The organism is Paenibacillus sp. J53TS2 (assembly GCF_018403305.1).
Lineage (GTDB): Bacteria > Bacillota > Bacilli > Paenibacillales > Paenibacillaceae > Fontibacillus > Fontibacillus rhizolycopersici.
Genome location: NZ_BOSK01000001.1, coordinates 108,484 through 132,393, shown reverse-complemented (window position 1 = coordinate 132,393; position 23,910 = coordinate 108,484). Strand labels below are relative to the sequence as shown.

The following is a 23,910-nucleotide window of genomic DNA, read 5'->3' as shown; positions in this document are numbered from 1 at the left end:
TACAAATACGTGGGGGAAGCTGACGGAAGCTAGATTTCTATTTGAAAAATCGAATACATTGACCTAACCGTGTGTCATCACACGCCGTAAACGCAGCGATCTTCTCGGATCGCTGCGTTTTTTTGTGATGCGTGAATGCGATCAAATAATAGAAATTTACCCTTTATACACCAATTCTATTATGATTTAATAGATTTGTAAGCGTTTCGAAGAGTTTCGATTGGCGCCGGGACATTCTCTTTGGAAACTTACGGATATGTAGAGATGCGGGGACTTTTAGGAGGTGATTGGCCGCGGCAGGCGTAATCCAATGGGTAAATCAAGAGGAAGGGTGTTGCTAGCTTTATTCCATTCCAACTTCGATTGAAAGAGAGGGATTTTAGTGATGCATTTAATGAGAACCCGAAGTTTCGCCAAGAAGTGGAAGTTGTTTACCATGACCTGTCTCGCCTTATCACTGCTGCTCCCAGGCGGCCTGCTCCAGTCGAAGGCCGCTCAGGCGGCCGACCCCTACAAAATCGTTGCCTATTATCCATCTTGGGGCGCTTATGCCCGCAATTTTAATGTCTTTGATATCGATGCCTCCAAGATCACCCACATCAATTATGCTTTCGCAGACATCGCTTGGGACGGCCGCCATGGCAATCCCGACCCCGCCGGGCCGAATCCGGTAACCTGGCCGACTCAAGACGAGAAAGGACAAACCATCAACGTGCCTAATGGCACGATCGTGCTAGGTGATCCCTGGATCGATGCCGGCAAGCAATTTCCCGGCGACACCTGGGATCAGCCTATCGCCGGGAATATCCATCAGCTGAACAAGCTGAAGCAGGCGAATCCACACCTGAAGACGATCATCTCGGTGGGCGGGTGGACCTGGTCGAACCGCTTCAGCGATGTGGCCGCCAGCCAGGTGACGCGCGAGACGTTCGCCAATTCCGCCGTCGACTTCCTGCGCAAGTTCAATTTTGACGGCATCGATTTGGACTGGGAATACCCGGTATCCGGCGGGTTGCCTGGCAATAGTTATCGCTCGGAGGATAAGCAAAACTATACGAAGCTGCTGCGGGAAATCCGGAACAAGCTGGATGTGGCCGGGGCTGCCGATGGCAAGAGATATTTGCTGACGATCGCTTCCGGGGCTTCCCCTTCCTTCGTCAGCAATACGGAGCTAGGCAATATCGCCTCCATCGTCGATTGGATCAATATTATGACCTATGATTTCAACGGCGGCTGGCAACAGATTACTGCTCACAATGCACCGTTGTACAACGATCCGGCGGCAGGTAACGCAGGCGTCCCAAGCGCTTCGGTATTTAATGCCGACACGGCGGTACAAGGTCACTTGAACGCAGGCGTGCCTGCGAATAAATTGGTGCTTGGCATTCCGTTCTACGGTCGCGGTTGGGATGGGGTAAACAACGCGGGTAACGGACAATACCAAAGCGCCAGCGGGGCTTCATCCATCGGAACCTGGGAAGCCGGCTCGTTTGATTTCTACGATTTAGAAGCGAACTACATTAATAAAAACGGGTATACCCGTTATTGGAACGATACGGCCAAGGTGCCTTACCTGTATAATCCGTCCAACCGGCGTTTTATCTCCTATGATGATCCGCAATCGGTCGGCTTCAAAACCGATTATATCAAGGATCGCGGCCTCGCCGGCGCGATGTTCTGGGAACTGAGCGGGGACCGTAACAAAACGCTGCAAACTAAGCTGAGAAACGACTTGGGTGGAGGCGTGACACCGCCGGTGGATACGATAGCTCCGACTGCGCCGACTTCTGTTACGGCATCCTCCAAAACGTCCAGTTCTGTGACGTTAACCTGGCAGCCGTCTTCTGATAACGTGGGCGTTGTTGGGTACAATGTCTACCGGAACGGAACGCAAGCCGCCAGCGTATCGGGGACGACGGTAACGATCAACGGCTTAGCACCTGCTACGGCGTATAGCTTTACGGTTGTTGCACGAGATGCGGCGGGCAATGTCTCACAGGCCAGCGCTCCGCTCTCGGTAACGACCGATCCGGGAACGAACCCGGGCGACACGACGGCACCGACTGCTCCGGGCAATGTTACGGTAACGGCCAAAACTTCGTCCAGCGTGAGTCTGAGCTGGAGCGCTTCGTCCGATAACGTCGGTGTGGCCGGATATGAGGTGTATAATGGCAATCAATTGGCCACGACGGTGACTGGGACGTCGGCTACCCTCACGAGCCTCGCGCCTTCGACTTCCTACACATTTACCGTGAAGGCGAAAGACGCGGCCGGCAACAGCTCTCCGGCGAGCAGCGCAGTGACCGCAACGACGGATTCGACAGGTACGGGTCCGGCGACGTGGGCGCCTTATACCGCATACACCGTCAATCAACTCGTGACGTATAACGGCGTAACCTATAAAGTGATACAAGCCCACACTTCGCTGCCGGGCTGGGAACCGGATAAGGTGCCGGCTTTGTTCCAGGCACAATGAAGCCTTGAGCAGGACGAGAAAGGGAGAGATTTGATAGTTAAAATTTCGAATATCTGACATTGCGTGAACGCTTTCAATTTTTCTATTGACGCTAAGGAGAGCTTGAATTATTATAGTCACATAACCGAAAACCAAATGACTTTTGGCGTGTTACCGTTGATCTAGAATGGGCATGAGCCAAGGAAAGCAGTCCTACTTTATATAGGCTTCTTTTCTTGGCTCTTATTTTTTTGCGCCCGTTTCTCCTGGTCACTCGAGAACAGGCATAGAGTTCCCGTAAAGTTGCCAGAATATAGGAAGTCAGATAGGAGGAGAGTCACTTGTTTTCCAAATGGAGAAAGAAAAGCACCGAGAATCAAGTATTAGAGATCTTATCGCCGCTAACGGGAGAGGCCGTGGCGCTCACGCAAGTGCCAGACGAGGCATTTGCCGGAGGACATATGGGGCCGGGGTTGGCCGTCGAGCCCACCGAAGGACGGCTGGTGGCTCCGTTTGACGGCAAAATCGTTCATGTCATCAAGAGCAACCATGCCGTGATGATGGAGCATCCGTCTGGCTTGCAGTTTCTGTTCCATCTCGGCATTAATACGGTGTCGCTCAAAGGCGAGGGCTTTACCGCCCATGTCGCCGTGGGAGACAAGGTGAAAACGGGTCAGCTGCTGATCGAATTCGATCTCGCGAGCATTCGTGAGGCGGGGTATCCATTGATTTCCCCAATTATAGTAACAAACGCCGGAGAAGTGACGAACAGCGTGGAAACCCTCACCGGTCCTGTGACGGCAGGCGGAAACGTCATTTTGAAGGCGGTTTTACAATAAAATTTAGGTAGTAAGGAAAGGATGGTTTGTGCATGCTAGCTTTTCTCCAGAAAATCGGTAAGTCATTGATGCTGCCGGTTGCAACACTGCCTGCGGCGGCGATTCTGCTCAGGTTCGGCAGCATCGACTACATCAAGGATTTTCACCTGGGGGATGGGGTAGGGGGATTTCTCAACACGTATATCGCTCCGTTCCTGGCAGCAGGCGGGGGAACGATCTTCGACAATCTTCCGCTCATCTTTGCTGTCGGCGTAGCGATCGGTTTGGCCGGAGACGCGGTAGCCGCTTTGTCCGCTGTTATCGGTCATCTGATTTTGCTGAACGTGCTTGGTAGAGTACCCGGCATTTTCCCAGGACTCATGCAATCCGCCGATACCAAATTGGACATGGGCGTTCTTGGCGGGATTATCGTAGGTTGCATTTCGGCCTATCTTTACAAACGGTACCATAATATCAAGCTGCCGGATTGGTTAGGGTTCTTCGGCGGCAAACGTTTTGTTCCCATGGTTACCGCGATAACGATGGTTGTTGTCGGGTTGATTTTCGGCTTGATTTGGGGCCCGGTTCAAACCGCCCTGGATATCTTCGGAGATTGGGTAACCAGCTTGGGCGGCTTCGGTTCGGCTATTCATATCGTTGCCAACCGCTTGCTGATTCCGTTTGGTCTTCACCACATCATCAACTCGATCGTTTGGTTCCAAATCGGAGACTTTACCAATGCCGCTGGCGACGTCATTCACGGCGACTTGTACCGGTTCTTCGCCGGCGACAAAACGGCGGGTATGTTCATGACCGGCTTCTTCCCGATCATGATGTTTGGTCTTCCGGCCGCTGCCTTTGCGATTATTCATACGGCTAAACCGGAAAAACGCAAAATGGTTAGCTCCATTTTCTTGGGGGCCGCATTGGCTTCTTTCCTGACAGGGATCACGGAGCCGTTGGAGTTTGCCTTTATGTTCGTTGCTCCGCTGCTCTATGCCGTTCACGCTGTTCTGTCGGGGATCGCGGCTTATGTTACTTACGCGGTCGGCATGAAACTGGGCTTCGGTTTCTCTGCCGGTTTCATCGATTATGCGATCAACTATCAAATCTCGACCAAGCCGTTGCTGCTCATTCCGATTGGTCTAGTTACGGCAGTCGTTTACTATGTGATTTTCCGCTTTATGATCGTCAAGTTTAATTTGAAAACGCCAGGTCGTGAAGACGCAGAAGACATTGCCGAAGTGGTCGAGGAATCCCCTGCCGGAACAGGTAAGGTAAGCAGCGACAACCGTTCGGCCAAAATCCTGGCCAACATTGGCGGACCGGATAACATTGAGTCCGTGGATGCGTGCATTACCCGCCTTCGCCTCGTCGTCAAGGACGATAAACAGGTCAACGATGCCGCTTTGAAACAGCTGGGCGCATCGGGTGTCATGAGACTCGGCAAAGGCGCAGTCCAAGTCGTGTTCGGACCACAATCCGAAGCGATCAAGGATGACATCAAAAAATTGCTGTAAGGCAACGCACGTTATACAAAGCAGGGCGGAATCGCACTTCCGCCTTGCTTTTTTATTTTACGGTTCAAACGGGAGAAAGGATTCAAAATTCTGTCTAAACCTTGTCAGCCGGGCCTCGACTTATGTAAAGTTAAGTCGATGGAAGACGGGTTAAAGGAGATTCTTTGATGTCTTACAAATTCACGAAATGGCTGATTTTGATCGTTCCGACGTTGGTTGTCGGGGTATGGGAGGTGGTGCGTCACCAGTTTCTCATGCCTTATGTGTCAATGGAGCTGGGTAATGTGTTAACGCCGATCCTTTTATTCGCAGTGAGCATTACCTTGTTGTACCGCTGGTTTGCTTACCTGGAACGCATGCAGGAGGAACTGCAGCGGGAAAGGGCGCTGAAGGTTCGGCTGGAACAGCGGGAACAACTGGCACGGGAGCTTCATGACGGCATTGCGCAATCGTTGTTTTTGCTCTCTGTGAAAGTGGACCGGGCTGAACGCCGGCAGCCGGCGTCAAACGGAGCTTACGACTGGAATGAACTGCGCAAAACGATTCATGAAGTGAATCGTTATGTGCGCGAAGCCATATCTGACCTTCGAATTCCGTCGAACGTGAAGGAAGGCGAAACAGATGAAACTTCAATGTCGTCGCTCGTCCGCCGGATCGCCGCCGAGCAGCAGCTCACTTTGCGTTTGGATTGGCATCTAGAGGAAACCCATTGGCTGCCGAAAGCGAAGATGGAGTTGTTATCCTGTGTGCGAGAAGCGGTTGTCAATGCAGCGAAGCATGCGAGGGTGCAAGATATCGAGATCACGTCATTGGGAGATCAACACAACTTCGTCATGAAAATCATCGATCATGGATGTGGTTTTACGCCGGAAGATGCTCAGAATGGCCGCTACGGTCTGCGAATTATGCGGGAGCGGGCGAACGAGATGGGTTGGGAATTGCTTGTCGATTCCCGGCCGGGAAGAACAACGATCGAAATACGAGGAGGAGACGGTTGTGATGAAGGTCCGGGTACTGGTCGTTGACGATCACCCTCATGCGCGTGAAGCCATTGGGGAGATCTTGGCCGAGGATGAAACGTTCGAAATTGTGGCTTATGCGGAAAATGGAGATGAGGCGATGGCCCAAACGGAGCGTTGGATGCCTGATTTGATCCTAATGGATATCCGTATGCCTGGAAAAGACGGTTTAGAGGCAACCCGTGAGATCAAGCTGCGCTACCCTTACGTGAAGATCGTCCTGATCACGGTGTCGGATGACGCCGCTCATCTGTTTGAAGCGCTGAAGCAGGGGGCTCAGGGGTATCTGCTCAAAAATCTGGAGCCCGGGACGTGGCTGGAGTATTTAAGAGCTATAGCCAGCGATGAAGCGCCTTTGTCCAGTGAGCTGGCCTTGCGTATTTTGCAGGAGTTTCCGGTGACCAAGAAGGAAAGCGGCGAACAACCTCCGTTAACATCCCGCGAACGGGAAATCCTCGGTTGGGTAGCCCAAGGCATGACCAATCGGGAGATCGCTGGGGTCCTGCACATTTCGGACCAGACCGTCAAAAACCATCTGAAAAACATCCTGCAGAAGCTGCATTTGGAGAATCGGGTTCAATTGACGCGATATGCTCTGGAGCAGGGATGGATCGATCGTCGAAGCTGATATTCTGTACGGATATGCCAGGCGAGGTTGTTGTGATGGAAATCACAAGGTGTGATTGCTATCCGTTCTAAACTAGGATTAGTTCCTAGTTAAAGAAGGGGGAGAAGCGGATGAACCATCGTCTGAAGGCTGCGGTTTGCTTGCTAGGCGGAATGCTTCTGCTATCGGCGTGCACCGACGCCCCGGGGCGCTACATCGGCGGTTCGGAGCCGGCGACGGAAGCGAAAGGACCGGTGAAGTCGTTTACCGTCCATGCCAGCCCATCGGGATACGACACAACCGAAATCAAGGTCAAGCAGGGCGATACCGTGCGGATTACGCTGGAAAATACACAGGGGATGCATTCGCTAAAAATCAAAGGATACAACAAGGAAGTTCGGGGTGGCAAGACGATGACCTTCACGGCGGATCAAGCCGGGACCTTCGAGTATTCCTGCAACATCTCCTGCGGTAAGAATCATAAGGAAATGAAAGGTACCTTGATTGTAAAATAATAAGCTGACGGCTCATCACAAGATGAGGCCGCCAGCTTTTTTTGATTAGAGGATAAGGTCATGAGCTTAGTCCGTCCTCAAAAATACCCCAACTGCTCCTTCGCCGCCTCCGACATGTGTTCCGGTGACCAGCGCGGTTCCCACACGATATCGACCTCCGGATTCTGGATTCCGAGCTGATCGCTGAGCACCCAGCGAACGCCACCGACGATCGTATCATGCATCGGGCAACCTGGCGTTGTTAAGGTCATTTGGATGTATACCTGGTCTTCTTCTTCCCGAATATCGTAAACCAGCCCAAGATCAACGATATTGACTCCCAACTCGGGATCATAAACTTCACGTAGACTTTCGCGGATTTGATCAATTCTACTCATGGATAGTACCTCCGTTTATATTGTCATTAATGAGCAAAAACTAGCGCAATCAATGCGATGTACGCCACCGAAACCATCGACAGCACGGCACCACCGGCGGCGATGACAACCTGCGACCCGAGGACCAGGCCGACGAGAACCGTTAAATTGGCGCATAGGATCAAGGTCAAGCCCAGATTCGCTTTCCGCTCATCAAGCAGATCGGCCAACAGCGGCGTTCCCGGGCGGCCGGCTTGTTTACCGTATTTGTGGGTCCACCACAGGAACGGCACGATCTTGGACATGTATCCAAGTACGGTGAACGAAACCCAGCAACCGAGATAAACCCAACCGACCGTAAGCACGGTACGGCTGTCCAGCAAGTGATCGGGGGATACGAGCGCCCGTATTGCAAACACTACAGCAAAAATCGCAAAGATTTGGCTCCCCGTTACCGTCCACTCAATGCCTGCGCCGGGGCTGCGCTTATGCCGTTTGCTGCGAATTTGCAGCAGATGGACGTTAAAGCTTAATACGGCCAAGACGATTAACAGCAGCGCAGCGACTTTGTAGCCTGTCGGCAATCCGAACAGGAAAGAGGTCGCTCCCAGCAAGACGCCCGCGTTCCAGAAACCTAGGACGACGTACTCTAGGCGGGTCGGATAATCATGGGACAAATAAAACATCGGTAATAACTTATAGCTGAATCCGGTAATCAAAAGCCCGAACCAGCCCAAAGTGCCCAGCCAGATGTGAGTGCCAAACAGATTTTCGTGCAAGTTGTTATAAAGACCGGTAGCGAAGTTAATCCCCATCGCCATACCGGATAAACCCGTGAGCAGCAGATACAGGACCGCGCAAGCCGTACTGATCGTGATCGCGTTCCACGTTCCGGCTCGCCGCAGCGTAGCGGCCATGTTCCAGACGAACAGGACGATGCCCGAGAACGCAACGGTCGCAAAACCGCCGATCCAATACGTATCGCCTTGAATGAAGCCAAACAGCAGTCCGAACAGCCCTACGGAAAACAGCGCGTAATGAATATACCCAAGACGCTCGCTGTATAAGTTGGACTGCAGGATCACATTAATCAATTGATAGACAGCCCCCATGGCCAGCATGGTCGCCCATCCCAGTACGAACAGATGGACCTGGAACCAGCCGGCCGGGCCTCGAATGTCATCACCGAGCCAGCCCGTGAGAGACATGAAAGAAGTGGCGTGAAACAGGACGAATCCGAAGATCCCCGTAACGATAAATAGAAAGGGCAAGCGGGACATGGCCGGCATCAGGTTCACCTCCTTAAGGTTTGCGGATTTGGACTTTAGCGGTTCCGTCCGGTTGTTCTTCTACCGTGTAGGTACAGCCCAAGCCTTTTAATTCTTCGATCAAAAATACCGGTACCCGATCATTATGAATGTGCAACTCGTCGCCCGGTTTGCAGCGATCCAAGGCGGCTAGCGTTCGCACCATCGGCTGCGGAGGTTCGAGTCCGCGGTTGTCAAGTTCAATGAGGTTGGAGGAGCGTTCGACCGACGCGTTCTGCGCCTTTGAGGCTACCTTAGCCTCATCGACGGTCTCCAACCAGGATTTATTTTTCTTATGGACAAACGTTGTTATCCAATGTTCCTTGTCGTGCATGACCGATTGGCCGACGAGCCCCTTCATCTTCAGAAAGCCAAGCAATGGCGTGGGTTTGAAGGTGGCGTGCAATACGAAGATATCGTCTTTCCCCAGCGTTTTTACGGTGTCCATGATCATCTGGAACGGCTCCATTTTACTCTTGAGCTGCTCCCGGACGTCCAATTCAACGATTTTGGCATCTTGTCGTTCCATTGAGCTTCACCTCTTTCATCAGATTGCAATCGGGTTATCGTTTCTTAATGGCTCATCGCCGGTGCTCCATTATCCTTGCCATCTCGAGTCACCCGCAGGATAGCGGTAGCCCCCAAATAAGCGTCGTTCAGTTGATGGGTTAAAATCGGATAATCGCCTTCTTCTGTGACGGTAAACTCGACAACTGCACCTCCACCCGCCGGAAGCAACACGGTTTGCATGCCGTACAGCTCGTTCTTTGGGTTACCATCCAGATAGACGTGATCAAAGGTGGTGCCGACCACATGGAAGGAAGATACATGGTTGGGGCCCACATTCACAACGTAAAGCCGAACCTTATCGCCAATCTTGGCGAGGAAGGGATGTTCTTTTAGCGTGTGGTCATCGCCGTTAAATACGACATATTCCGGATCGCCTTGTTGGAAAGCATCCATATCGTTCTCCGCGTACCATTCGCTTTGGACGATCGTATATTCCTGATCGATATCCGCATCCGTAGGGTAACCGTCCTTCGGTTCGACGATGATCATCCCATACATTCCGTTGGCTACGTGAAGCAGCACTGGACTTACTCCGCAATGGTACATGAACACGCCGGGTGTATCGGCAGGATAGGTAAACGTTCCTTGCTCGTCGGGCATCACCTCGACGAACTTCTGGCTGGGAGCGGCATGGACGGCGTGAAAATCCATCGAATGCGGCATATCAGGGTCTAAATTGTTGAGCGTAAATTCCAGTTGATCGCCTTGCTTTACGCGCAATACCGGGCCAGGTGCCGTGCCGTTAAACGTCCAGGCATTATAGGTGACGCCTTCCGAGATCTCAATGTCGGTTCGTTGAGCGGTCATCTCGATGTGTACGGTATTCCCCTCGCGATGGACGACCGGCTCGACTGGCGGATGATTGATATGCGGCGCTTCCTCATGAGGAGCTGCTTCACGGACTGGAGGCTCCTCTGAAGGGAACGCAAACCAGGCGGCTGCGATCATGACCAGACCGGACAAACCTAGTAAGGACCACTTCAGAATGTTCCGAGATTTCATGAGTCATTCCTCTTTCTGTCGTTTATGTGTAAGCCCATGGCATTCTTGTTTGATTAGTTTCATCGTACGATGGGTTTGGGAGTCGAATTGTGATATTAATCACTTGAAAGTTGTCGAAAATGTTGTCATAAATATTTAAATTCCGATGTGTTTGGTATTGTATTCGCCTGGGACATCAAGTAAGATGGGAGGTATATTCCAACCGAATATCGCGGAAATAGGTGTTCCGGCCTTGCTTGGCCGGAGCTTAAAAGGGAAGTCCGGTGCAATGCCGGCGCGGTCCCGCCACTGTAACGGAGGAGTCGGATGCATCGAATGCCACTGGTGATCAAGTCACCGGGAAGGCCGCATCCGGCGATGATGCCGAAGCCAGGAGACCTGCCTATTTCAACGGCACTGCTGTACCTACGGGAGATAGGGAGGTGTTAAAGATGCAAGCCATCGAACAAATGATCGAAGGTCCTCTTTAGCCTATGTTGCTATCGGGGACCTTTTTTGTGTTGCAAACTATGGGTGTCATCAAGCCAAACGATGAGGAGGAAATCAACATGGGGAACATGAACATAGTTAGCGGAAATCTGGGATATCCCAGAATCGGCGGACAACGGGAATGGAAGAAGCAAATTGAAGCCTATTGGGCAGGGAAAATTACAGAGTTAGAGCTGCATGATCGATTGACGGAAATTCGGATGGGTCATCTTCGTTTACAGCGGGATCGGGGGATTGACGTGATCCCGGTCGGTGATTTTACCTATTACGACCACGTATTAGACACTGCGACGATGTTCGGACTGATACCGGAGCGGTTTGATTGGAACAGCGACAAATTGCCGCTGGATCTGTATTTCGCCATTGCCCGGGGGAATGACCTGGTGGCGGCAAGCGAAATGACGAAGTGGTTTAATACCAACTATCATTATATCGTGACTGAGCTGGGGCGTCGGGATCCGAGGATAATCGTCAACCGCCCGCTTATGGCTTATTTGGAAGCCAAACAGGAGCTGGGCATAGAAGGTAGACCCGTGGTGCTGGGGTTGTTCACCTTGTTGAAATTGTCTAAAGGGGAGACCGCGGACCAAGTCGATGACTGGATCGAGAAATTATTGCCTTTATACGTACAGGTATTACGAGAGTTGGAAGCGGCAGGCGCCACATGGGTGCAAATGGACGAACCGGCTTTAGTCGTCTCTTTAACCGAAGAGGACGTTCGCCGGCTGGGCTTGATTTATCGGACGATCGCCCGGGAAGTCCCTGATCTGCGGATTATGCTGCAAACGTATTTCGATGCCGTCGAAAGGTACGATTCGCTTGCAGATCTGCCGGTGCATGGCTTGGGACTGGATTTCGTGCACGGCCGGGACGGGAACATGGAGGCACTGCGTCGCTACGGATTTCCTGCAGGCAAGACACTTGGTGCAGGGCTTGTCGATGGACGGAATATTTGGCGTACAGATTTGGACGAAACGCTTAGCCTGTTGAAACAGATTTCCATTTTAGCCGGAGAACCGGAACTGATTGTGCAGCCTTCCTGCAGCTTGCAGCACGTCCCGGTATCCGTGGCGGGCGAAGAGCGCTTATCCCCGGTGTTACGCGAGGCGCTGGCGTTTGCCGAGCAGAAACTGGAGGAGCTAACGAGCTTGTGCAAGGCGGTAAGCAGTGAGGGACCCGAACCGGTGCAGTTCGCGGAGAACCGCCGTGCGCTGGCCGCACTCGCCGCAGATCCGGCCCGGAGCCGTGTTGCGGTGCGGGCGGCGGCGGTGCAGGCTGCTGTAGCCCCGGCGGAGCGAACTAGCGAGTTTGCACAGCGGCGGCTTAAACAGCAGGCGAAGTGGCGGCTTCCGTTCCTGCCCACAACGACGATTGGCAGTTTCCCGCAGACCGCCGAGGTTCGGGCTGCCCGGCAGAAATGGCGGAAAGGCGAGTGGGACCAGAATAGATATGAGGAGTTCATCCGAACGGAAGTCCGCAAATGGGTCGAGATCCAGGAGGAACTTGGGCTTGATGTGTTGGTCCATGGCGAGTTTGAACGCACCGATATGGTGGAATTTTTCGGTGAGAAGCTACCGGGCTTTGCATTTACGCAGGGGGGCTGGGTTCAGTCTTACGGTACACGTTGCGTCAAGCCGCCTGTGATCTACGGGGATGTCGAGTTCGCCGAGCCGATGACCGTCAAGGAAACCGCCTATGCCCAAAGCCAGACGGCTAAGCCGGTTAAAGGGATGCTAACGGGACCGATCACGATCTTGAACTGGTCATTTGTTCGAAGCGATCTATCCCGGGAGCAGGTCGCCTATCAAATTGCTTTCGCCTTACGTAAGGAGGTCGAAGCGTTAGAGCAGGCCGGTATCGGGATGATCCAGGTGGACGAGCCCGCCTTGCGCGAAGGTCTCCCCCTCAAGAGGAAGGATTGGTCGAACTATCTGGACTGGGCGGTAAAAGCGTTCCGGGTGACTACCTCCTCTGTCTTGGATACAACGCAAATTCATACGCATATGTGCTACTGCGAATTTGAAGATATCCTGGAGGAGATCCGAGCGTTGGACGCCGATGTCATTTCGATCGAAACCTCACGCAGCCATGGCGAGTTGATTCACAGCTTTGAGAAGCAGACGTACCCGCTCGGGATTGGCCTTGGCGTTTACGACATCCATAGCCCGCGTGTACCAACCGAAGCCGAGATGGTCTCCTTGATCGAGCGTGCGCTTCAAGTGCTGGACCCGGGATTGTTTTGGATCAACCCAGATTGCGGATTAAAAACCAGAGGGCAAGAGGAGACCGTCGCCTCCCTGCGGCAAATGACAGCGGCTGCTGAACAGGTTCGCAAAAAATACAAGCAACTGTAATTGACAAATGATTAGTTACCCTTTATCATAACTATTGTTCGATTAGTTACAGTTTATTTTAAAGTAACTATGAAAAAGAAAGAAGATAACAATAGAGAACATGAATAGTGGAGGGGAACTGGATATGTCTAAAGTTTTATTCGTGAAAGCCAATAATCGCCCGGCGGATCAATCCGCCACTGTGAAGCTGTACGAAAGCTTCCTGCAAACCTACAAAGAAACGCATCCCTCGGATGTCGTTACTGAGTTAAACCTGTTCGAGGTTAACCTGCCGTATTATGACCTGGATATGTTGAACGGGCTGTTCAAAGTCGGCAAAGGAATGCCAACTACGCCAGAGGAGCAACAAGCCGCCGAAGTGGCCAATGCTTACTTGGAGCAGTTCTTGCAAGCCGATAAAGTCGTGTTTGCGTTCCCGCTGTGGAACTTCACCATTCCGGCGCAGCTGTTGACGTACCTGTTCTACCTGAACCAAGCCGGCAAAACGTTCAAATACACCGAACAAGGTCCGGTTGGCCTGGTTGGCGATAAGAAGGTCGCTTTGCTGCAAGCACGCGGCGGCGTTTATTCCGAAGGTCCAATGACCGCGCTGGAAATGTCCCTGAACTATGTGAAGAACACGCTGGCCTTCTGGGGGATTAACGATCCGGAAGCCGTAGTTGTAGAGGGACACAACCAATTCCCGGACCGTGCCGAGGAAATCATCCAGGACGGCGTAAAACGCGCAGCCGAGCTGGCAGCGAAGTTCTAATTCCACGATCTTGCCTAAAAAGAAGTCTGAGCCGTTTCATTGACGGTTCAGGCTTTTTTTGCGTTTCATTGCCCGCCTAGGCGGAATTAATCCATTTGCGCCGGCTTACCGAATACAATTATACTCACCTTATATAATTGAAGGAGTTGCGACGCATCATGTACAACGAATTGGAAATGGTTTTAAAGTTATGTTTGGCCCTATTGTTTGGTTTGTTTATCGGAATCGACCGGCAATTGAAACAGAAACCGCTGGGGATCAAAACGAGTATGGTCATCTGTATCGCCAGCTGCCTGGTGACGATCGTATCGATTGAAGCCTTCGCCAAATTCGCCGGCCCGGATCATCCGAACATGGACCCCATGCGGCTGGCCGCGCAAATCGTCAGCGGGATTGGTTTCCTGGGGGCTGGAGCGATTCTGCGCCGGAGCAATGAGGGGATTTCCGGCCTCACCTCTGCGGCGATGATTTGGGCTGCATCGGGAATCGGGATCGCTATCGGGACCGGATTTTATCTGGAAGCCGGGCTAACGGTCATTTTGCTGATCCTCTCGGTGAATTTCGTCCCTTACGTTATTAAATGGATTGGACCCTATAAACTGAACCAACGCGACGTATCCATCAAAATTGTCATGGAGGATCACGGAAACGTGACGGAGTTGATCCGCATTATCGAGCGTAAGGACAACAAGGGGCGGAAGGCCAAAGCGAACCAACACCGGATCCGACGTCTGAAAATCAAGGATCTGGAGGAAGGACGTCAACGGGTGGATATGGTGATTACCGCATCGGAGAAAGAGTATACGACGGAGCTTTATCATTTTCTGCGTACGATCGACCATGTCATCAGCGTTGAAGTGGAAAATCTATAGTCTCTTTGCACGTTTGGTTTAACTTCAGTTTACATTCCCATTGTAGTCTTTTCCTAGAGCCAGCGTTTTCGGCTCATCTTGCCTCAGATAGAGATAGAAGGGAAGAGAATCTCATGCCAAGGAATAACGCTAAATCGATGGATACGGATCGTACGGTGAACAAAGTAGGGGTGGGCTCGAAAGCTTTTTTTCGTCTTCTTCGGGAAACGAAGCCCCCTCTGCGTCTGTTTGCCGTGGCGATCGTGCTCAGCTTGCTGTCGACGCTGGTCAGCCTCGTGATCCCGATGTTCACGAAGAATCTCGTCGACGGCTTTTCGCTGTCTTCGATCAGCGGTTTGCAGATCGTCTGGATCGGCGTCGCTTTCATCGGGATGTCCGTCGCTTCAGGCTTATCGATCTTTCTGTTGAATTATACGGGACAGCGAATGGTCGCCGGTCTCCGGGATCGCTTATGGAAGAAAATGCTTCGCTTGCCGGTATCCTACTTCGACAATAACCGGACCGGGGAGTCGGTCAGCCGGATGACCAACGACACCGGGATCATCAAAGCGTTGATCTCCGAGCAGGTTGCCGGCTTTTTCAGCGGAATCATCTCCATCCTCGGCGCGGTGGCCGTCCTGTTCTATTTGAACTGGAAAATGACTCTAATCATGTTTGCGGTGATTCCTTTGGCCGTTTTGATCCTCGTGCCGTTAGGCCGAACGATGTATAAAATTTCGCTCGCCATGCAAGACGAGACGGCCTCTTTTACGGCGGTTTTGAGTCAGGTCCTATCGGAAATTCGGCTGGTTAAGTCTTCTAACGCGGAGCGGAAGGAGTACGAAAGCGGTAGCCAGGCGATCGGAAAGCTGCTCTCCTTTGGGGTGCGCGAAGGCAAAGTCATGGCTTGGATTAGCCCGTTCATGGCCTTCGTTATGATGATGCTGCTTGTGGTGGTGATCGGCTACGGCGGGATGCAGGTCGCAAGCGGCGGGTTGTCCGCCGGGGAATTGGTGGCATTTATTTTGTATCTTGTGCAGATCGTCATGCCGATGACGCAGCTCACGACATTCTTCACCCAACTGCAGAAAGCAAAAGGGGCGACCGAGCGGATTCTTCATACGCTGGATGCGGAGGAGGAGCCTTTCGGTGAAGGACAAGAGATCACGAAGGCTGACCGGCCATTGATCGTGGACGGGATCACCTTCGGGTATAAGCCGGACGAGCCGGTGCTCCAGGAGGTTTCTTTTACGATGGAGCCGGGGACGGTAACGGCGGTGGTCGGCCCCAGCGGCGGCGGGAAAACGACGTTATTCTCCCTGCTGGAGCGGTTTTATGTGCCGCAGCAGGGCACCATCCGACTGGGAGAAGAATCGATCGATTCATTTACACTTCGCTCCTGGCGCGGCATGATCGGGTACGTCTCACAAGAAAGCCCGATTATCGCCGGAACGATCCGTGAGAATCTTTGCTACGGCATCGAGCGTGAAATTAGCGAAGCGGAAGTACAACAGGCGGCGAAGATGGCTTATGCCGACGGCTTTATCGCCGAGCTGCCGAAGGGGTTCGATACCGATGTCGGTGAACGCGGGGTCAAGCTGTCAGGCGGGCAACGGCAGCGGATCGCGATCGCGCGGGCACTGCTGCGCGATCCGAAGATCCTCATGCTGGATGAAGCCACCTCCAGCCTGGACAGCCGCTCAGAATTCGTCGTGCAGAAGGCGCTCAAAAACCTGATGCAAGGCCGGACGACGATCGTGATCGCTCACCGGCTATCCACGGTCGTAGGGGCGGACCAGCTGATTTTTATCGAAAAAGGGAAAGTGACAGGAAGGGGAACACACGACCAACTGTTGCACCAACACGCCATGTATCGTGAGTTTGCCTCGCAGCAGCTGCAAATCGCCGCAAGCGCCGAAGGGACGGAGGAGTTCACGAACGAGGAAGAAGGGAAGGACCATGGTTAAAATTCTCGTCGTTGACGACGACCCGCATATTCGGGAGCTGGTTCGTCTATTCCTGGAGGAAGCGGGGATGGATCAGATCAAGGAGGCGGGGAACGGCCGCGAGGCGTTAGCTCTGGTGGAATCGGAAAGGATCGACCTGGTGATCCTGGACATCATGATGCCGGAGATGGACGGCTGGGAGTTATGTCGTGAGCTGCGCCGGGATTATGAGATGCCGCTGCTTATGCTGACAGCTAAGGGAGAAACCCGCCAAGTGGTTAAGGGCTTTGAGCTGGGTACGGACGATTATCTCGTCAAACCATTCGAACCGGCAGAGCTCATCGCTCGGGTGAAGGCGCTGCTTAAGCGTTATCAGGTGTCGATATCTCAGACCGTAACGATCGGTTCGCTGCGAATGAATCGCAAGACGTTTGAGGCAGATCGCGGCGAAGATCGAATTACGCTGCCGCTCAAGGAATTCGAGCTGCTGTTTAAGCTTGGCAGTCATGCGGGGCGCACTCTCACCCGAGAGCAGTTGATCGAGGAAATTTGGGGGTATGATTTCGAGGGGAATGAACGCACGCTCGACGTGCATATCAATCGTCTCCGTGAACGGTTCTCTGAGGAGAGCTTCGGATTCAAGATCCGCACGATTCGTGGACTTGGCTACCGTCTGGAGGTGGGTGAACGTTGACCGGGTTGAAGCGGGTTGGTGAGGTCCTGCTCCGCATTTTGCAAGTCCTTCTTGTCATCGGCATCCTGGGTTTATGCTGGACGGTGGTAGCCTGGTCCACCCGGGTGCTTTACCGTTACTGGGAACCGCCTTTTTCCGCGTACGTAATCGATCTATTAAACGTGGTCTTTGGCGCGGTGTTCTTTGGTCTGCTGATCTCTTTGATCAGCTTTGCGTTCCGGCATAAGCAACTCTTGAAGCTTAACCTGATCATCGATGCGATTCGCCGAATCTCCAAAGGAGATTTCTCGGTTCGGATCGATGGTTTCGAGCGGATGAGAGAGTTCGAAACCATCGTGAACAGCATTAACGAAATGGCTGGAGCCCTGGGGCAAATGGAAACGATGCGACAGGATTTCATCTCTAATGTGTCGCATGAGATCCAGTCTCCGCTGACTTCGATTCGCGGATTTGCCAGAGCTTTGCGTAGGCCGGATCTGTCTCCAGAGAAACGTAACCATTACCTGGAGATCATCGAATCGGAAAGCCGCCGCTTATCGCAAATGAGCGACAATTTGCTGAAGCTATCCTCCCTCGAGGCAGACCGGGGTTCGTTGCAGACGAACCGGTTTCGGCTCGATCGCCAGCTGCAAAACGTGGTGCTGGCCTGCGAACCCCAGTGGCTTGCCAAGAACATTCAAATTCAGTTGGATGTCAGCAAGCTTGAGGTCGAAGGGGCCGAAGACCTACTGAGCCAGGTGTGGATGAATTTGCTGCACAATGGTATCAAGTTTACGCCGGAGGGCGGGGAGATTGGAGTTTCCTTGATGACCCAAGAGGACAAGGCAGTGGTCACCGTGACGGATAACGGGATTGGCATATCCGAGCCGGATTTGGTCCATATCTTCGAGCGTTTCTACAAAGCGGATAAATCCCGCACACGCAGCAGTGGGGGCAGCGGGCTAGGCCTTTCCATCGTCAAGAAAATTGTGGACATCCATGAAGGGGAGATTACCGTCGTCTCCGAGAGAGGAAAAGGCTCGAGTTTCAGGGTCGCCATCCCTTTCCGCTGGAAACCATAACCGGGGGAAATTGTAACCTTTTATTTGTATCTGGGGGCAACAGACATGGTATGATGTTACTGTGCTCGTGTCTAACCAGCTCAAATAAAGGATGATTGGATGAATGAGTAAACGAATTTTGATTGTCGATGATGATGAAAAAATCGCAAAACTGATCGAAATATATTTAACGAATGAAGGTTATGACGTATTGAAGGCGGAGGACGGTTTACGGGCGCTGGAGATCACCGAGCAGGATGAGGTTGATCTGGTGATCCTGGACGTCATGCTTCCCGGTCTCGATGGCATCTCCGTCTGCATGAAGATTCGCGAATCGCAGACTACGCCGATCCTCATGTTAAGCGCGAGGGACGGCGATATGGATAAAATTACCGGACTGATGACCGGAGCGGATGATTATATGGTGAAGCCGTTTAATCCGCTGGAGTTGGTCGCTCGCGTGAAGTCGCTGCTTCGCCGCTCCTCTTACGCAGCACAACCGACGGGATCGCCGCAGACACCGCAGGAGCATATCATCAAGATTGCCTCGCTTTCGATTGATAAAGAAACACATTCCGCGACGGTGGATGGCAACCCGCTGAAGTTGACGCCCATCGAATTCGGCATTCTGTATTTGCTGGCCAGCCATCCCGGGCGGGTGTTTGGTTCCGAGGAGATCTTCGAGCTGATCTGGAAGGATAAATATCTGGATAGCAGCAATTCCGTAACGGTGCATATCAGCCGTCTCCGGGATAAGCTGGAGAAGGAAATGGACGGGGAGAAGCTGATTCGTACCGTATGGGGGGTCGGCTACAAACTTGAAAGCTAGCCTGCGTTTTCTAGCCTGGTTGTTTTGGACGATCGTCGCTTCGTTAATCTCGCTGTTCCTGCTCATTTTGCTGGCGCGTTTGTTCTTTTTCTTCTTCCCGAGCATGACGGTATACAACGTCGTCCTTTGGATTAACCGGAACATCGGTTTCCCGGAAGCTTATTATTTGACGGGCGTGCCGATTCTCATGTTGTTTTCATTGTATTTTTACCGCCGCAGCATTCGCCGTCATGAGAAGAAGTACCTGGAGCTGCTGATTGAGGAAGTACATAAAATCGAAGCCGGCTCCGTGCGGAAAATTCCCGTGGAGAACGTCGGACAGCTCGGGCAGCTCGCCACCGACATCAATCGTATGGTCGATCGGCTAGTTACTTCGATCGAGGATGAGCGACGGGCGGAACAAACGAAAAACGAACTGATCACGAACGTTTCTCATGATTTGCGCACCCCGCTAACCTCCATTACCGGTTATTTGGGGCTGATCGAAGAGGACCGATATCGCGACGAGGTCGAGCTGCGTTATTACGTTAGCATGGCCTATGAGGAATCGCTTCGGTTGAAGCAGCTCCTGCAGGATTTGTTCGAGTACACTCGGATGCAGAACAAAGAGATGAAGCTGCAGCTTACGCGGATTAATCTCGTGGAAATGCTCCATCAAATGGCCGCTCATTTCGGCTGGCAGCTGCAGGAGAACGGAATGGAATGCCGGTTGTACCTGCAAGGGACGCTGTACGTTCAAGCAGACGGGGACAAGCTTCGCCGGGTTTACGAGAATCTGATTACCAATGCCATTCGGTACGGGCACGACGGTAAGTATTTGGACATCCGAGGTTGGCAGGAGGACGATGAGATCGTTACGGAGGTCGTCAATTACGGCGATCCGATCCCTACAGCGGACTTACCGCATCTCTTCGACCGTTTCTACCGCGTAGAGAAGTCGCGTGCTTCCCATACGGGCGGCTCCGGCATCGGTCTTGCGATCGCTAAGCATATCGTGGATCTGCATCAAGGTACGATATCCGCAGACAGTAACGAATACCGCACGGCTTTTACGGTCCGTTTACACCGAGACAGCGCGAAAAATTCATCTGGATTTACTCCATGACGCCGTAAGGCGTCTTTTTGTTTAACGAAAACGCAGTAAATTCTTAAGGAAAACTTAACAATTTCTTAGACGGGACGCAAACTCTATTCGGCATAATGGACGAAGCGAGGCAAAGATCATGCTAAAAGATCAAGATAAAAGAGAAAGAGAGCCTTGCCCTGAAAGCTGGGAGAGAAAGTGAGGAATCAACCAATGAAGACTCGTTCTATGGATTTACTTTACCGCGAATATAAAAATGACGTATTTCGATATTTGTATAGCATGTGCCGTAATTCGCATGTTGCCGAGGATTTGATGCAGGAGACCTTTTGCCGGGCGCTGATGCATCTTCACGAGGCGGATGGGAAGAGGGCCAAGGCATGGCTGCTTCGGGTTGCCCACAATGCCTATATCGATTTGTTGCGCAAGGAAAGCCGGTCGTCTACTTACGAAAATGAATTCTTTCACCGCTATCCGAGCGAGGATACGCCGGAAAAATCCGTGCTCGGCGAGGAGAACCGTCGGGAGCTTTATGCGCAATTGTCCTTGCTGCAGCCTAATCAGCAGCATGCGGTGCTGCTTTACGATGTGCATGGATTCTCTTATCAGGAATCGGCGGATCTCATGGGCATCTCGTTATCCCATTTCAAAATCGTGTTGTACCGCGCCAGACAAAAGTTGCGCCGGTCCCGCGAAACGGCCTAATACTTCTTATATCGATCCTCAAGAGGCTGCCTTCGGGCAGTCTTTTGCTTTTGTTCCCTGTTCATTTAGGCCCTTTTGATGTAGGATATTACCAGAAATCGCCTTTAATGAAGGAGGACTTATCCAATGACTACTTTGCCTAATCATTTGCAAGATACCGTAACGTTAAACAACGGAGTCCAAATGCCTTGGCTGGGGCTCGGCGTCTTTAAGGCCAAAGAAGGCGATGAAGTGGTGCAAGCCGTCAAGTCGGCCATCCGCCATGGATACCGCAGTATTGACACCGCTTCTGCTTATCGCAATGAAGAGGGAGTGGGCCAAGCCGTCCAGAGTGCACTGCAGGAGAATAGCCTCCGAAGGGAAGATGTATTTATCACGTCGAAGGTCTGGAACTCGGAGCAGGGGTACGAAACGACGTTGAAGTCTTTTGACGACAGCCTAAAGCGCTTGGGTCTTGAGTATTTGGATTTATTTCTGGTACATTGGCCGGTGAAGGGGAAATATAAGGAGACATGGCGGGCGCTGGAACAAGTGTACGCAGAAGGCAAGGTGCGAGCAATTGGCGTCAGCAATTTCCAAATTCATCATTTGGAGGACCTGCTGTCCGAAGCGAAGGTCGTGCCGGTGGTCAATCAAGTGGAGTTCCATCCCTACTTGACTCAAAAGGATCTGCTGAGCTATTGCCGGGATAAAGGCATTCAATTGGAAGCCTGGTCGCCGCTCGGTCAAGGCCATTTGTTGGAGCATGAAACCTTGCAAGGCATCGCCGCGAAGGTTGGAAAAACCGTGGCCCAGGTCATTTTGCGTTGGGATTTGCAACTGGGTGTGGTCACCATTCCGAAATCGGTGCGTGAAGCTCGGATCCTCGAAAATGCCGATGTATTTGATTTCGAACTGAGTACGGAGGATATCCTGGCGATTGACGGGTTAAACCGCAATCAGCGCTTCGGGTCGGACCCGGATACAAACATTCCCAAATAACCAATTAAACCATTTCAATTCAGATGAAGTGAGGTCAAGATGAACCAGACAACTGCCGTCAAAGCGGCAAATCCCGCATTCACGGTGTACCCGATTCTATTCGCAATCAGCACCGTGCATTTGTTGAACGACACGATGCAATCGGCAATTCCCGCCTTGTTTCCGGTCTTGCGCGAATCACTTCTCTTATCCTACGGGCAAATCGGCTGGATTTCGTTCGCCATGAATATGACGGCGTCCTTGTTTCAGCCTTTGGTGGGCTTGTACTCGGATGTCCGGCCCCGGCCGTACATCCTGCCGCTGGGGGTTTGCTTTACGCTGGCGGGCATCGTCATGCTGGCGTTTGCCCCAAGCTATGCGTTCATCCTGCTCGCGGTCACCTCGATCGGGCTGGGATCGTCGGTATTCCATCCCGAGTCTTCGCGCGTAGCTTATTTGGCGGCGGGTTCGAGACGAGGACTGGCGCAATCCATATTTCAGGTCGGCGGGAACCTCGGCGCTTCCTTAGGTCCCATCATGTCCGCTTTGATCTTTATCCCTTTGGGTCAGACTAGCGTAGCCTGGTTCGCCCTGGCGGCGGTCGCCGCGATCGTCATCCAGTTTTACGTGGCAAGATGGTATGGCGGGCAAGATCTGAAGCCACGCAAGCCTCGTGCTGTCGGATCTGCGGCTACTGGCGGCGAAGTTGCCCAGCCGAAGATCCGGCTTAGCCGGGGGAAGGTCATGCTGGCCATCACCGTGCTGGTTCTACTTCTGTTCTCCAAGAACGTGTATTCGATCAGCATCTCGACGTTTTATTCGTTTTTCCTGATGGATCATTATGGGGTAGCCAAGGATACCGCTCAGTGGTATATCTTCGCTTTCTTGGCTGCAGCGGCAGTCGGTACGTTCTTCGGTGGACCGATGGCGGACCGCTATGGTCGGCGTAACATCATTTGGGTGTCCATTCTCGGGACCGCGCCGTTTTCGCTGTTGCTGCCCTATGCCAATTTGTTCTGGTCAGGCGTGCTGGTCGTGATCGCCGGCTTTATCATGTCCTCGGCGTTCTCGATCATCGTCGTATATGCGCAGGAATTGTTGCCGGGGAAGGTAGGACTCGTCTCGGGCCTGTTCTTTGGTTTATCGTTTGGCCTTGGCGGCTTGGGTTCCGCCGTGCTTGGCAATTTTGCCGACCAAGCGGGCATCCTGTTCATCATGCAGGTCTGCTCCTTGCTGCCGCTAATCGGTCTGCTCGCTGTGCTGCTGCCGAAGGATGAGGCGTTAAAGCAGCAGGAGGCGACAAGCTGATGTTGCCGGGAATCGCTGATGCGGAGGGGTTGCGTGAGGCGATCCGCCAACAGACCGAAATGATGGCCGATTTGCGTCTTGTCGCCGAAATGGGGTTGCCCCAAGGCTGCATTGCCGCCGGTTATATCCGAAACTTTGTCTGGGATGTGCTGCATGGCTATACCGTTCGGACGCCGCTGCAAGATGCGGATGTTCTCTACTTTGATCCGTTGTGTTTGGATGAAGAGGCGGAGAAAGCCTATGATGCAAAGTTACGCGAACGCAACCCGCGGCTGAATTGGTCGGCGAAAAATCAGGCGCGCATGCATTTGCGCAATGGTGCGGCGCCATACCTCTCGGTCGAGGACGCGATGAAGCGCTGGCCCGAAACGGCGACAGCAGTGGGAGCTCGCTTAGACTCTGAGGGAGAGGTTGAGCTCATAGCGCCTTTGGGGCTAGGCGACCTCTTGTCGCTCCAAGTTCGGCAGGGCCCGTATTTCCATGATGACGCCGCGTTCCGGCAGCGGGTTAATGCCAAGGCTTGGCTCAACCGCTGGCCGCGGTTGGTGCTGGTCGAGGAGGAGGACAGGGGGAGGGGCGACACGTCGCAAATGCGATGATCGGGAACCTTCGTCCTGTTCTAACGGACTCAGGTGACGTTAAATGAGTCAGAATGCTTGAAATGGATGAGTAACGGACTCCAGAGACCTTATATTCCAGGATCTGCTCCTAACAGAGACAAATCAGGATG

Annotated in this window: 22 protein-coding genes and 1 riboswitch; of the genes, 18 read left to right on the top strand and 4 right to left on the bottom strand. The window is 52.6% G+C overall.

Annotated elements, in window-relative coordinates:
* Positions 1–385 precede the first annotated feature (385 nt).
* The 6 genes from KJS42_RS00635 (at position 386) to KJS42_RS00610 (ending at position 6,934) form a co-directional block, all read left to right on the top strand.
* Positions 386–2,476, top strand: coding sequence for a glycosyl hydrolase family 18 protein (locus KJS42_RS00635; protein WP_213621689.1), 2,091 nt, complete (start codon positions 386–388; stop codon positions 2,474–2,476).
* 320 nt (positions 2,477–2,796) lie between these two features.
* The gene (locus KJS42_RS00630; RefSeq protein WP_155608561.1) at positions 2,797–3,294 is read left to right on the top strand and encodes a PTS sugar transporter subunit IIA; all 498 of its coding nucleotides are present in this window, start codon (positions 2,797–2,799) and stop codon (positions 3,292–3,294) included.
* Between the two features lie 32 nt (positions 3,295–3,326).
* Complete coding sequence (nagE, locus tag KJS42_RS00625; protein ID WP_213621688.1) at positions 3,327–4,793, top strand: N-acetylglucosamine-specific PTS transporter subunit IIBC; 1,467 nt, start codon at positions 3,327–3,329, stop codon at positions 4,791–4,793.
* A gap of 167 nt (positions 4,794–4,960) precedes the next feature.
* On the top strand, positions 4,961–5,818 hold the full coding sequence (locus tag KJS42_RS00620; RefSeq protein WP_213621687.1) for a sensor histidine kinase: 858 nt from the start codon (positions 4,961–4,963) through the stop codon (positions 5,816–5,818).
* Positions 5,793–6,440, top strand: coding sequence for a response regulator (locus tag KJS42_RS00615; protein ID WP_193415398.1), 648 nt, complete (start codon positions 5,793–5,795; stop codon positions 6,438–6,440). The genes KJS42_RS00620 and KJS42_RS00615 overlap by 26 nt, the downstream gene beginning before the upstream one ends.
* 110 nt (positions 6,441–6,550) lie before the next feature.
* Positions 6,551–6,934: a cupredoxin domain-containing protein gene (locus tag KJS42_RS00610; protein WP_193415287.1), complete on the top strand. Its 384-nt coding sequence runs from the start codon at positions 6,551–6,553 to the stop codon at positions 6,932–6,934.
* A 77-nt stretch (positions 6,935–7,011) separates the two neighbouring features.
* Here the strand turns inward: KJS42_RS00610 and KJS42_RS00605 are convergent, their stop codons facing one another.
* Genes KJS42_RS00605 through KJS42_RS00590 form a run of 4 tightly spaced genes read right to left on the bottom strand, consistent with a single transcriptional unit; the run spans position 7,012 to position 10,169 of the window.
* Entirely contained in the window at positions 7,012–7,311 is a 300-nt protein-coding gene (locus tag KJS42_RS00605) for a metal-sulfur cluster assembly factor (RefSeq protein ID WP_155608557.1), read from the bottom strand.
* 26 nt (positions 7,312–7,337) lie between these two features.
* Positions 7,338–8,579, bottom strand: coding sequence for a heme-copper oxidase family protein (locus KJS42_RS00600; protein WP_193415289.1), 1,242 nt, complete (start codon positions 8,577–8,579; stop codon positions 7,338–7,340).
* Positions 8,580–8,592: 13 nt separating this feature from the next.
* Entirely contained in the window at positions 8,593–9,126 is a 534-nt protein-coding gene (locus KJS42_RS00595) for a DUF2249 domain-containing protein (RefSeq protein ID WP_213621686.1), read from the bottom strand.
* A gap of 44 nt (positions 9,127–9,170) precedes the next feature.
* Positions 9,171–10,169, bottom strand: a complete 999-nt coding sequence (locus tag KJS42_RS00590; protein WP_193415291.1) for a multicopper oxidase domain-containing protein — start codon at positions 10,167–10,169, stop codon at positions 9,171–9,173.
* Positions 10,170–10,371: 202 nt separating this feature from the next.
* Positions 10,372–10,569, top strand: a riboswitch (cobalamin riboswitch).
* Between the two features lie 148 nt (positions 10,570–10,717).
* Between KJS42_RS00590 and metE the strand changes: the two genes are divergently transcribed.
* The 12 genes from metE (at position 10,718) to KJS42_RS00530 (ending at position 23,779) form a co-directional block, all read left to right on the top strand.
* Positions 10,718–13,012, top strand: a complete 2,295-nt coding sequence (gene metE, locus KJS42_RS00585; protein ID WP_483311264.1) for a 5-methyltetrahydropteroyltriglutamate--homocysteine S-methyltransferase — start codon at positions 10,718–10,720, stop codon at positions 13,010–13,012.
* A 124-nt stretch (positions 13,013–13,136) separates the two neighbouring features.
* Positions 13,137–13,763 carry an FMN-dependent NADH-azoreductase gene (locus KJS42_RS00580; protein WP_155608553.1) on the top strand — a complete coding sequence of 209 codons (627 nt, stop codon included), beginning with the start codon at positions 13,137–13,139 and terminating at the stop codon, positions 13,761–13,763.
* Between the two features lie 158 nt (positions 13,764–13,921).
* Positions 13,922–14,635, top strand: a complete 714-nt coding sequence (locus KJS42_RS00575; RefSeq protein WP_155608552.1) for an MgtC/SapB family protein — start codon at positions 13,922–13,924, stop codon at positions 14,633–14,635.
* A 137-nt stretch (positions 14,636–14,772) separates the two neighbouring features.
* Positions 14,773–16,581, top strand: a complete 1,809-nt coding sequence (locus KJS42_RS00570; protein WP_213622085.1) for an ABC transporter ATP-binding protein — start codon at positions 14,773–14,775, stop codon at positions 16,579–16,581.
* The gene (locus KJS42_RS00565) at positions 16,574–17,254 is read left to right on the top strand and encodes a response regulator transcription factor (protein WP_213621685.1); all 681 of its coding nucleotides are present in this window, start codon (positions 16,574–16,576) and stop codon (positions 17,252–17,254) included. Before KJS42_RS00570 ends, KJS42_RS00565 begins: the two co-directional genes overlap by 8 nt.
* Positions 17,251–18,315 (top strand): sensor histidine kinase, encoded by a 1,065-nt coding sequence (locus KJS42_RS00560; RefSeq protein WP_244868341.1) that lies wholly within the window; start codon positions 17,251–17,253, stop codon positions 18,313–18,315. The genes KJS42_RS00565 and KJS42_RS00560 overlap by 4 nt, the downstream gene beginning before the upstream one ends.
* Before the next feature lie 103 nt (positions 18,316–18,418).
* Positions 18,419–19,123 (top strand): response regulator transcription factor, encoded by a 705-nt coding sequence (locus KJS42_RS00555; RefSeq protein WP_213621684.1) that lies wholly within the window; start codon positions 18,419–18,421, stop codon positions 19,121–19,123.
* Positions 19,113–20,228 (top strand): sensor histidine kinase, encoded by a 1,116-nt coding sequence (locus KJS42_RS00550; RefSeq protein ID WP_155608547.1) that lies wholly within the window; start codon positions 19,113–19,115, stop codon positions 20,226–20,228. The genes KJS42_RS00555 and KJS42_RS00550 overlap by 11 nt, the downstream gene beginning before the upstream one ends.
* A gap of 192 nt (positions 20,229–20,420) precedes the next feature.
* Entirely contained in the window at positions 20,421–20,912 is a 492-nt protein-coding gene (locus KJS42_RS00545) for a sigma-70 family RNA polymerase sigma factor (protein ID WP_193415296.1), read from the top strand.
* 135 nt (positions 20,913–21,047) lie between these two features.
* Entirely contained in the window at positions 21,048–21,893 is an 846-nt protein-coding gene (locus KJS42_RS00540; protein ID WP_155608566.1) for an aldo/keto reductase, read from the top strand.
* 39 nt (positions 21,894–21,932) lie between these two features.
* Positions 21,933–23,180 (top strand): MFS transporter, encoded by a 1,248-nt coding sequence (locus KJS42_RS00535; protein ID WP_213621682.1) that lies wholly within the window; start codon positions 21,933–21,935, stop codon positions 23,178–23,180.
* Complete coding sequence (locus tag KJS42_RS00530; RefSeq protein WP_213621681.1) at positions 23,180–23,779, top strand: nucleotidyltransferase family protein; 600 nt, start codon at positions 23,180–23,182, stop codon at positions 23,777–23,779. Before KJS42_RS00535 ends, KJS42_RS00530 begins: the two co-directional genes overlap by 1 nt.
* The last annotated feature ends 131 nt before the right edge of the window (positions 23,780–23,910 follow it).

What these genes read in the sequence shown, in the direction of transcription:
- KJS42_RS00600 (WP_193415289.1), bottom strand. Translation starts at nt 8,579, where the DNA reads ATGCCGGCCATGTCCCGCTTGCCCTTTCTATTTATCGTTACGGGGATC.
- KJS42_RS00580 (WP_155608553.1), top strand. Translation starts at nt 13,137, where the DNA reads ATGTCTAAAGTTTTATTCGTGAAAGCCAATAATCGCCCGGCGGATCAA.
- KJS42_RS00590 (WP_193415291.1), bottom strand. Translation starts at nt 10,169, where the DNA reads ATGAAATCTCGGAACATTCTGAAGTGGTCCTTACTAGGTTTGTCCGGT.
- KJS42_RS00610 (WP_193415287.1), top strand. Translation starts at nt 6,551, where the DNA reads ATGAACCATCGTCTGAAGGCTGCGGTTTGCTTGCTAGGCGGAATGCTT.
- KJS42_RS00555 (WP_213621684.1), top strand. Translation starts at nt 18,419, where the DNA reads ATGAGTAAACGAATTTTGATTGTCGATGATGATGAAAAAATCGCAAAA.
- KJS42_RS00535 (WP_213621682.1), top strand. Translation starts at nt 21,933, where the DNA reads ATGAACCAGACAACTGCCGTCAAAGCGGCAAATCCCGCATTCACGGTG.
- KJS42_RS00595 (WP_213621686.1), bottom strand. Translation starts at nt 9,126, where the DNA reads ATGGAACGACAAGATGCCAAAATCGTTGAATTGGACGTCCGGGAGCAG.
- KJS42_RS00545 (WP_193415296.1), top strand. Translation starts at nt 20,421, where the DNA reads ATGAAGACTCGTTCTATGGATTTACTTTACCGCGAATATAAAAATGAC.
- KJS42_RS00530 (WP_213621681.1), top strand. Translation starts at nt 23,180, where the DNA reads ATGTTGCCGGGAATCGCTGATGCGGAGGGGTTGCGTGAGGCGATCCGC.
- KJS42_RS00635 (WP_213621689.1), top strand. Translation starts at nt 386, where the DNA reads ATGCATTTAATGAGAACCCGAAGTTTCGCCAAGAAGTGGAAGTTGTTT.
- metE (WP_483311264.1), top strand. Translation starts at nt 10,718, where the DNA reads ATGGGGAACATGAACATAGTTAGCGGAAATCTGGGATATCCCAGAATC.
- KJS42_RS00565 (WP_213621685.1), top strand. Translation starts at nt 16,574, where the DNA reads ATGGTTAAAATTCTCGTCGTTGACGACGACCCGCATATTCGGGAGCTG.
- KJS42_RS00575 (WP_155608552.1), top strand. Translation starts at nt 13,922, where the DNA reads ATGTACAACGAATTGGAAATGGTTTTAAAGTTATGTTTGGCCCTATTG.
- nagE (WP_213621688.1), top strand. Translation starts at nt 3,327, where the DNA reads ATGCTAGCTTTTCTCCAGAAAATCGGTAAGTCATTGATGCTGCCGGTT.
- KJS42_RS00615 (WP_193415398.1), top strand. Translation starts at nt 5,793, where the DNA reads ATGAAGGTCCGGGTACTGGTCGTTGACGATCACCCTCATGCGCGTGAA.
- KJS42_RS00605 (WP_155608557.1), bottom strand. Translation starts at nt 7,311, where the DNA reads ATGAGTAGAATTGATCAAATCCGCGAAAGTCTACGTGAAGTTTATGAT.
- KJS42_RS00620 (WP_213621687.1), top strand. Translation starts at nt 4,961, where the DNA reads ATGTCTTACAAATTCACGAAATGGCTGATTTTGATCGTTCCGACGTTG.
- KJS42_RS00570 (WP_213622085.1), top strand. Translation starts at nt 14,773, where the DNA reads ATGGATACGGATCGTACGGTGAACAAAGTAGGGGTGGGCTCGAAAGCT.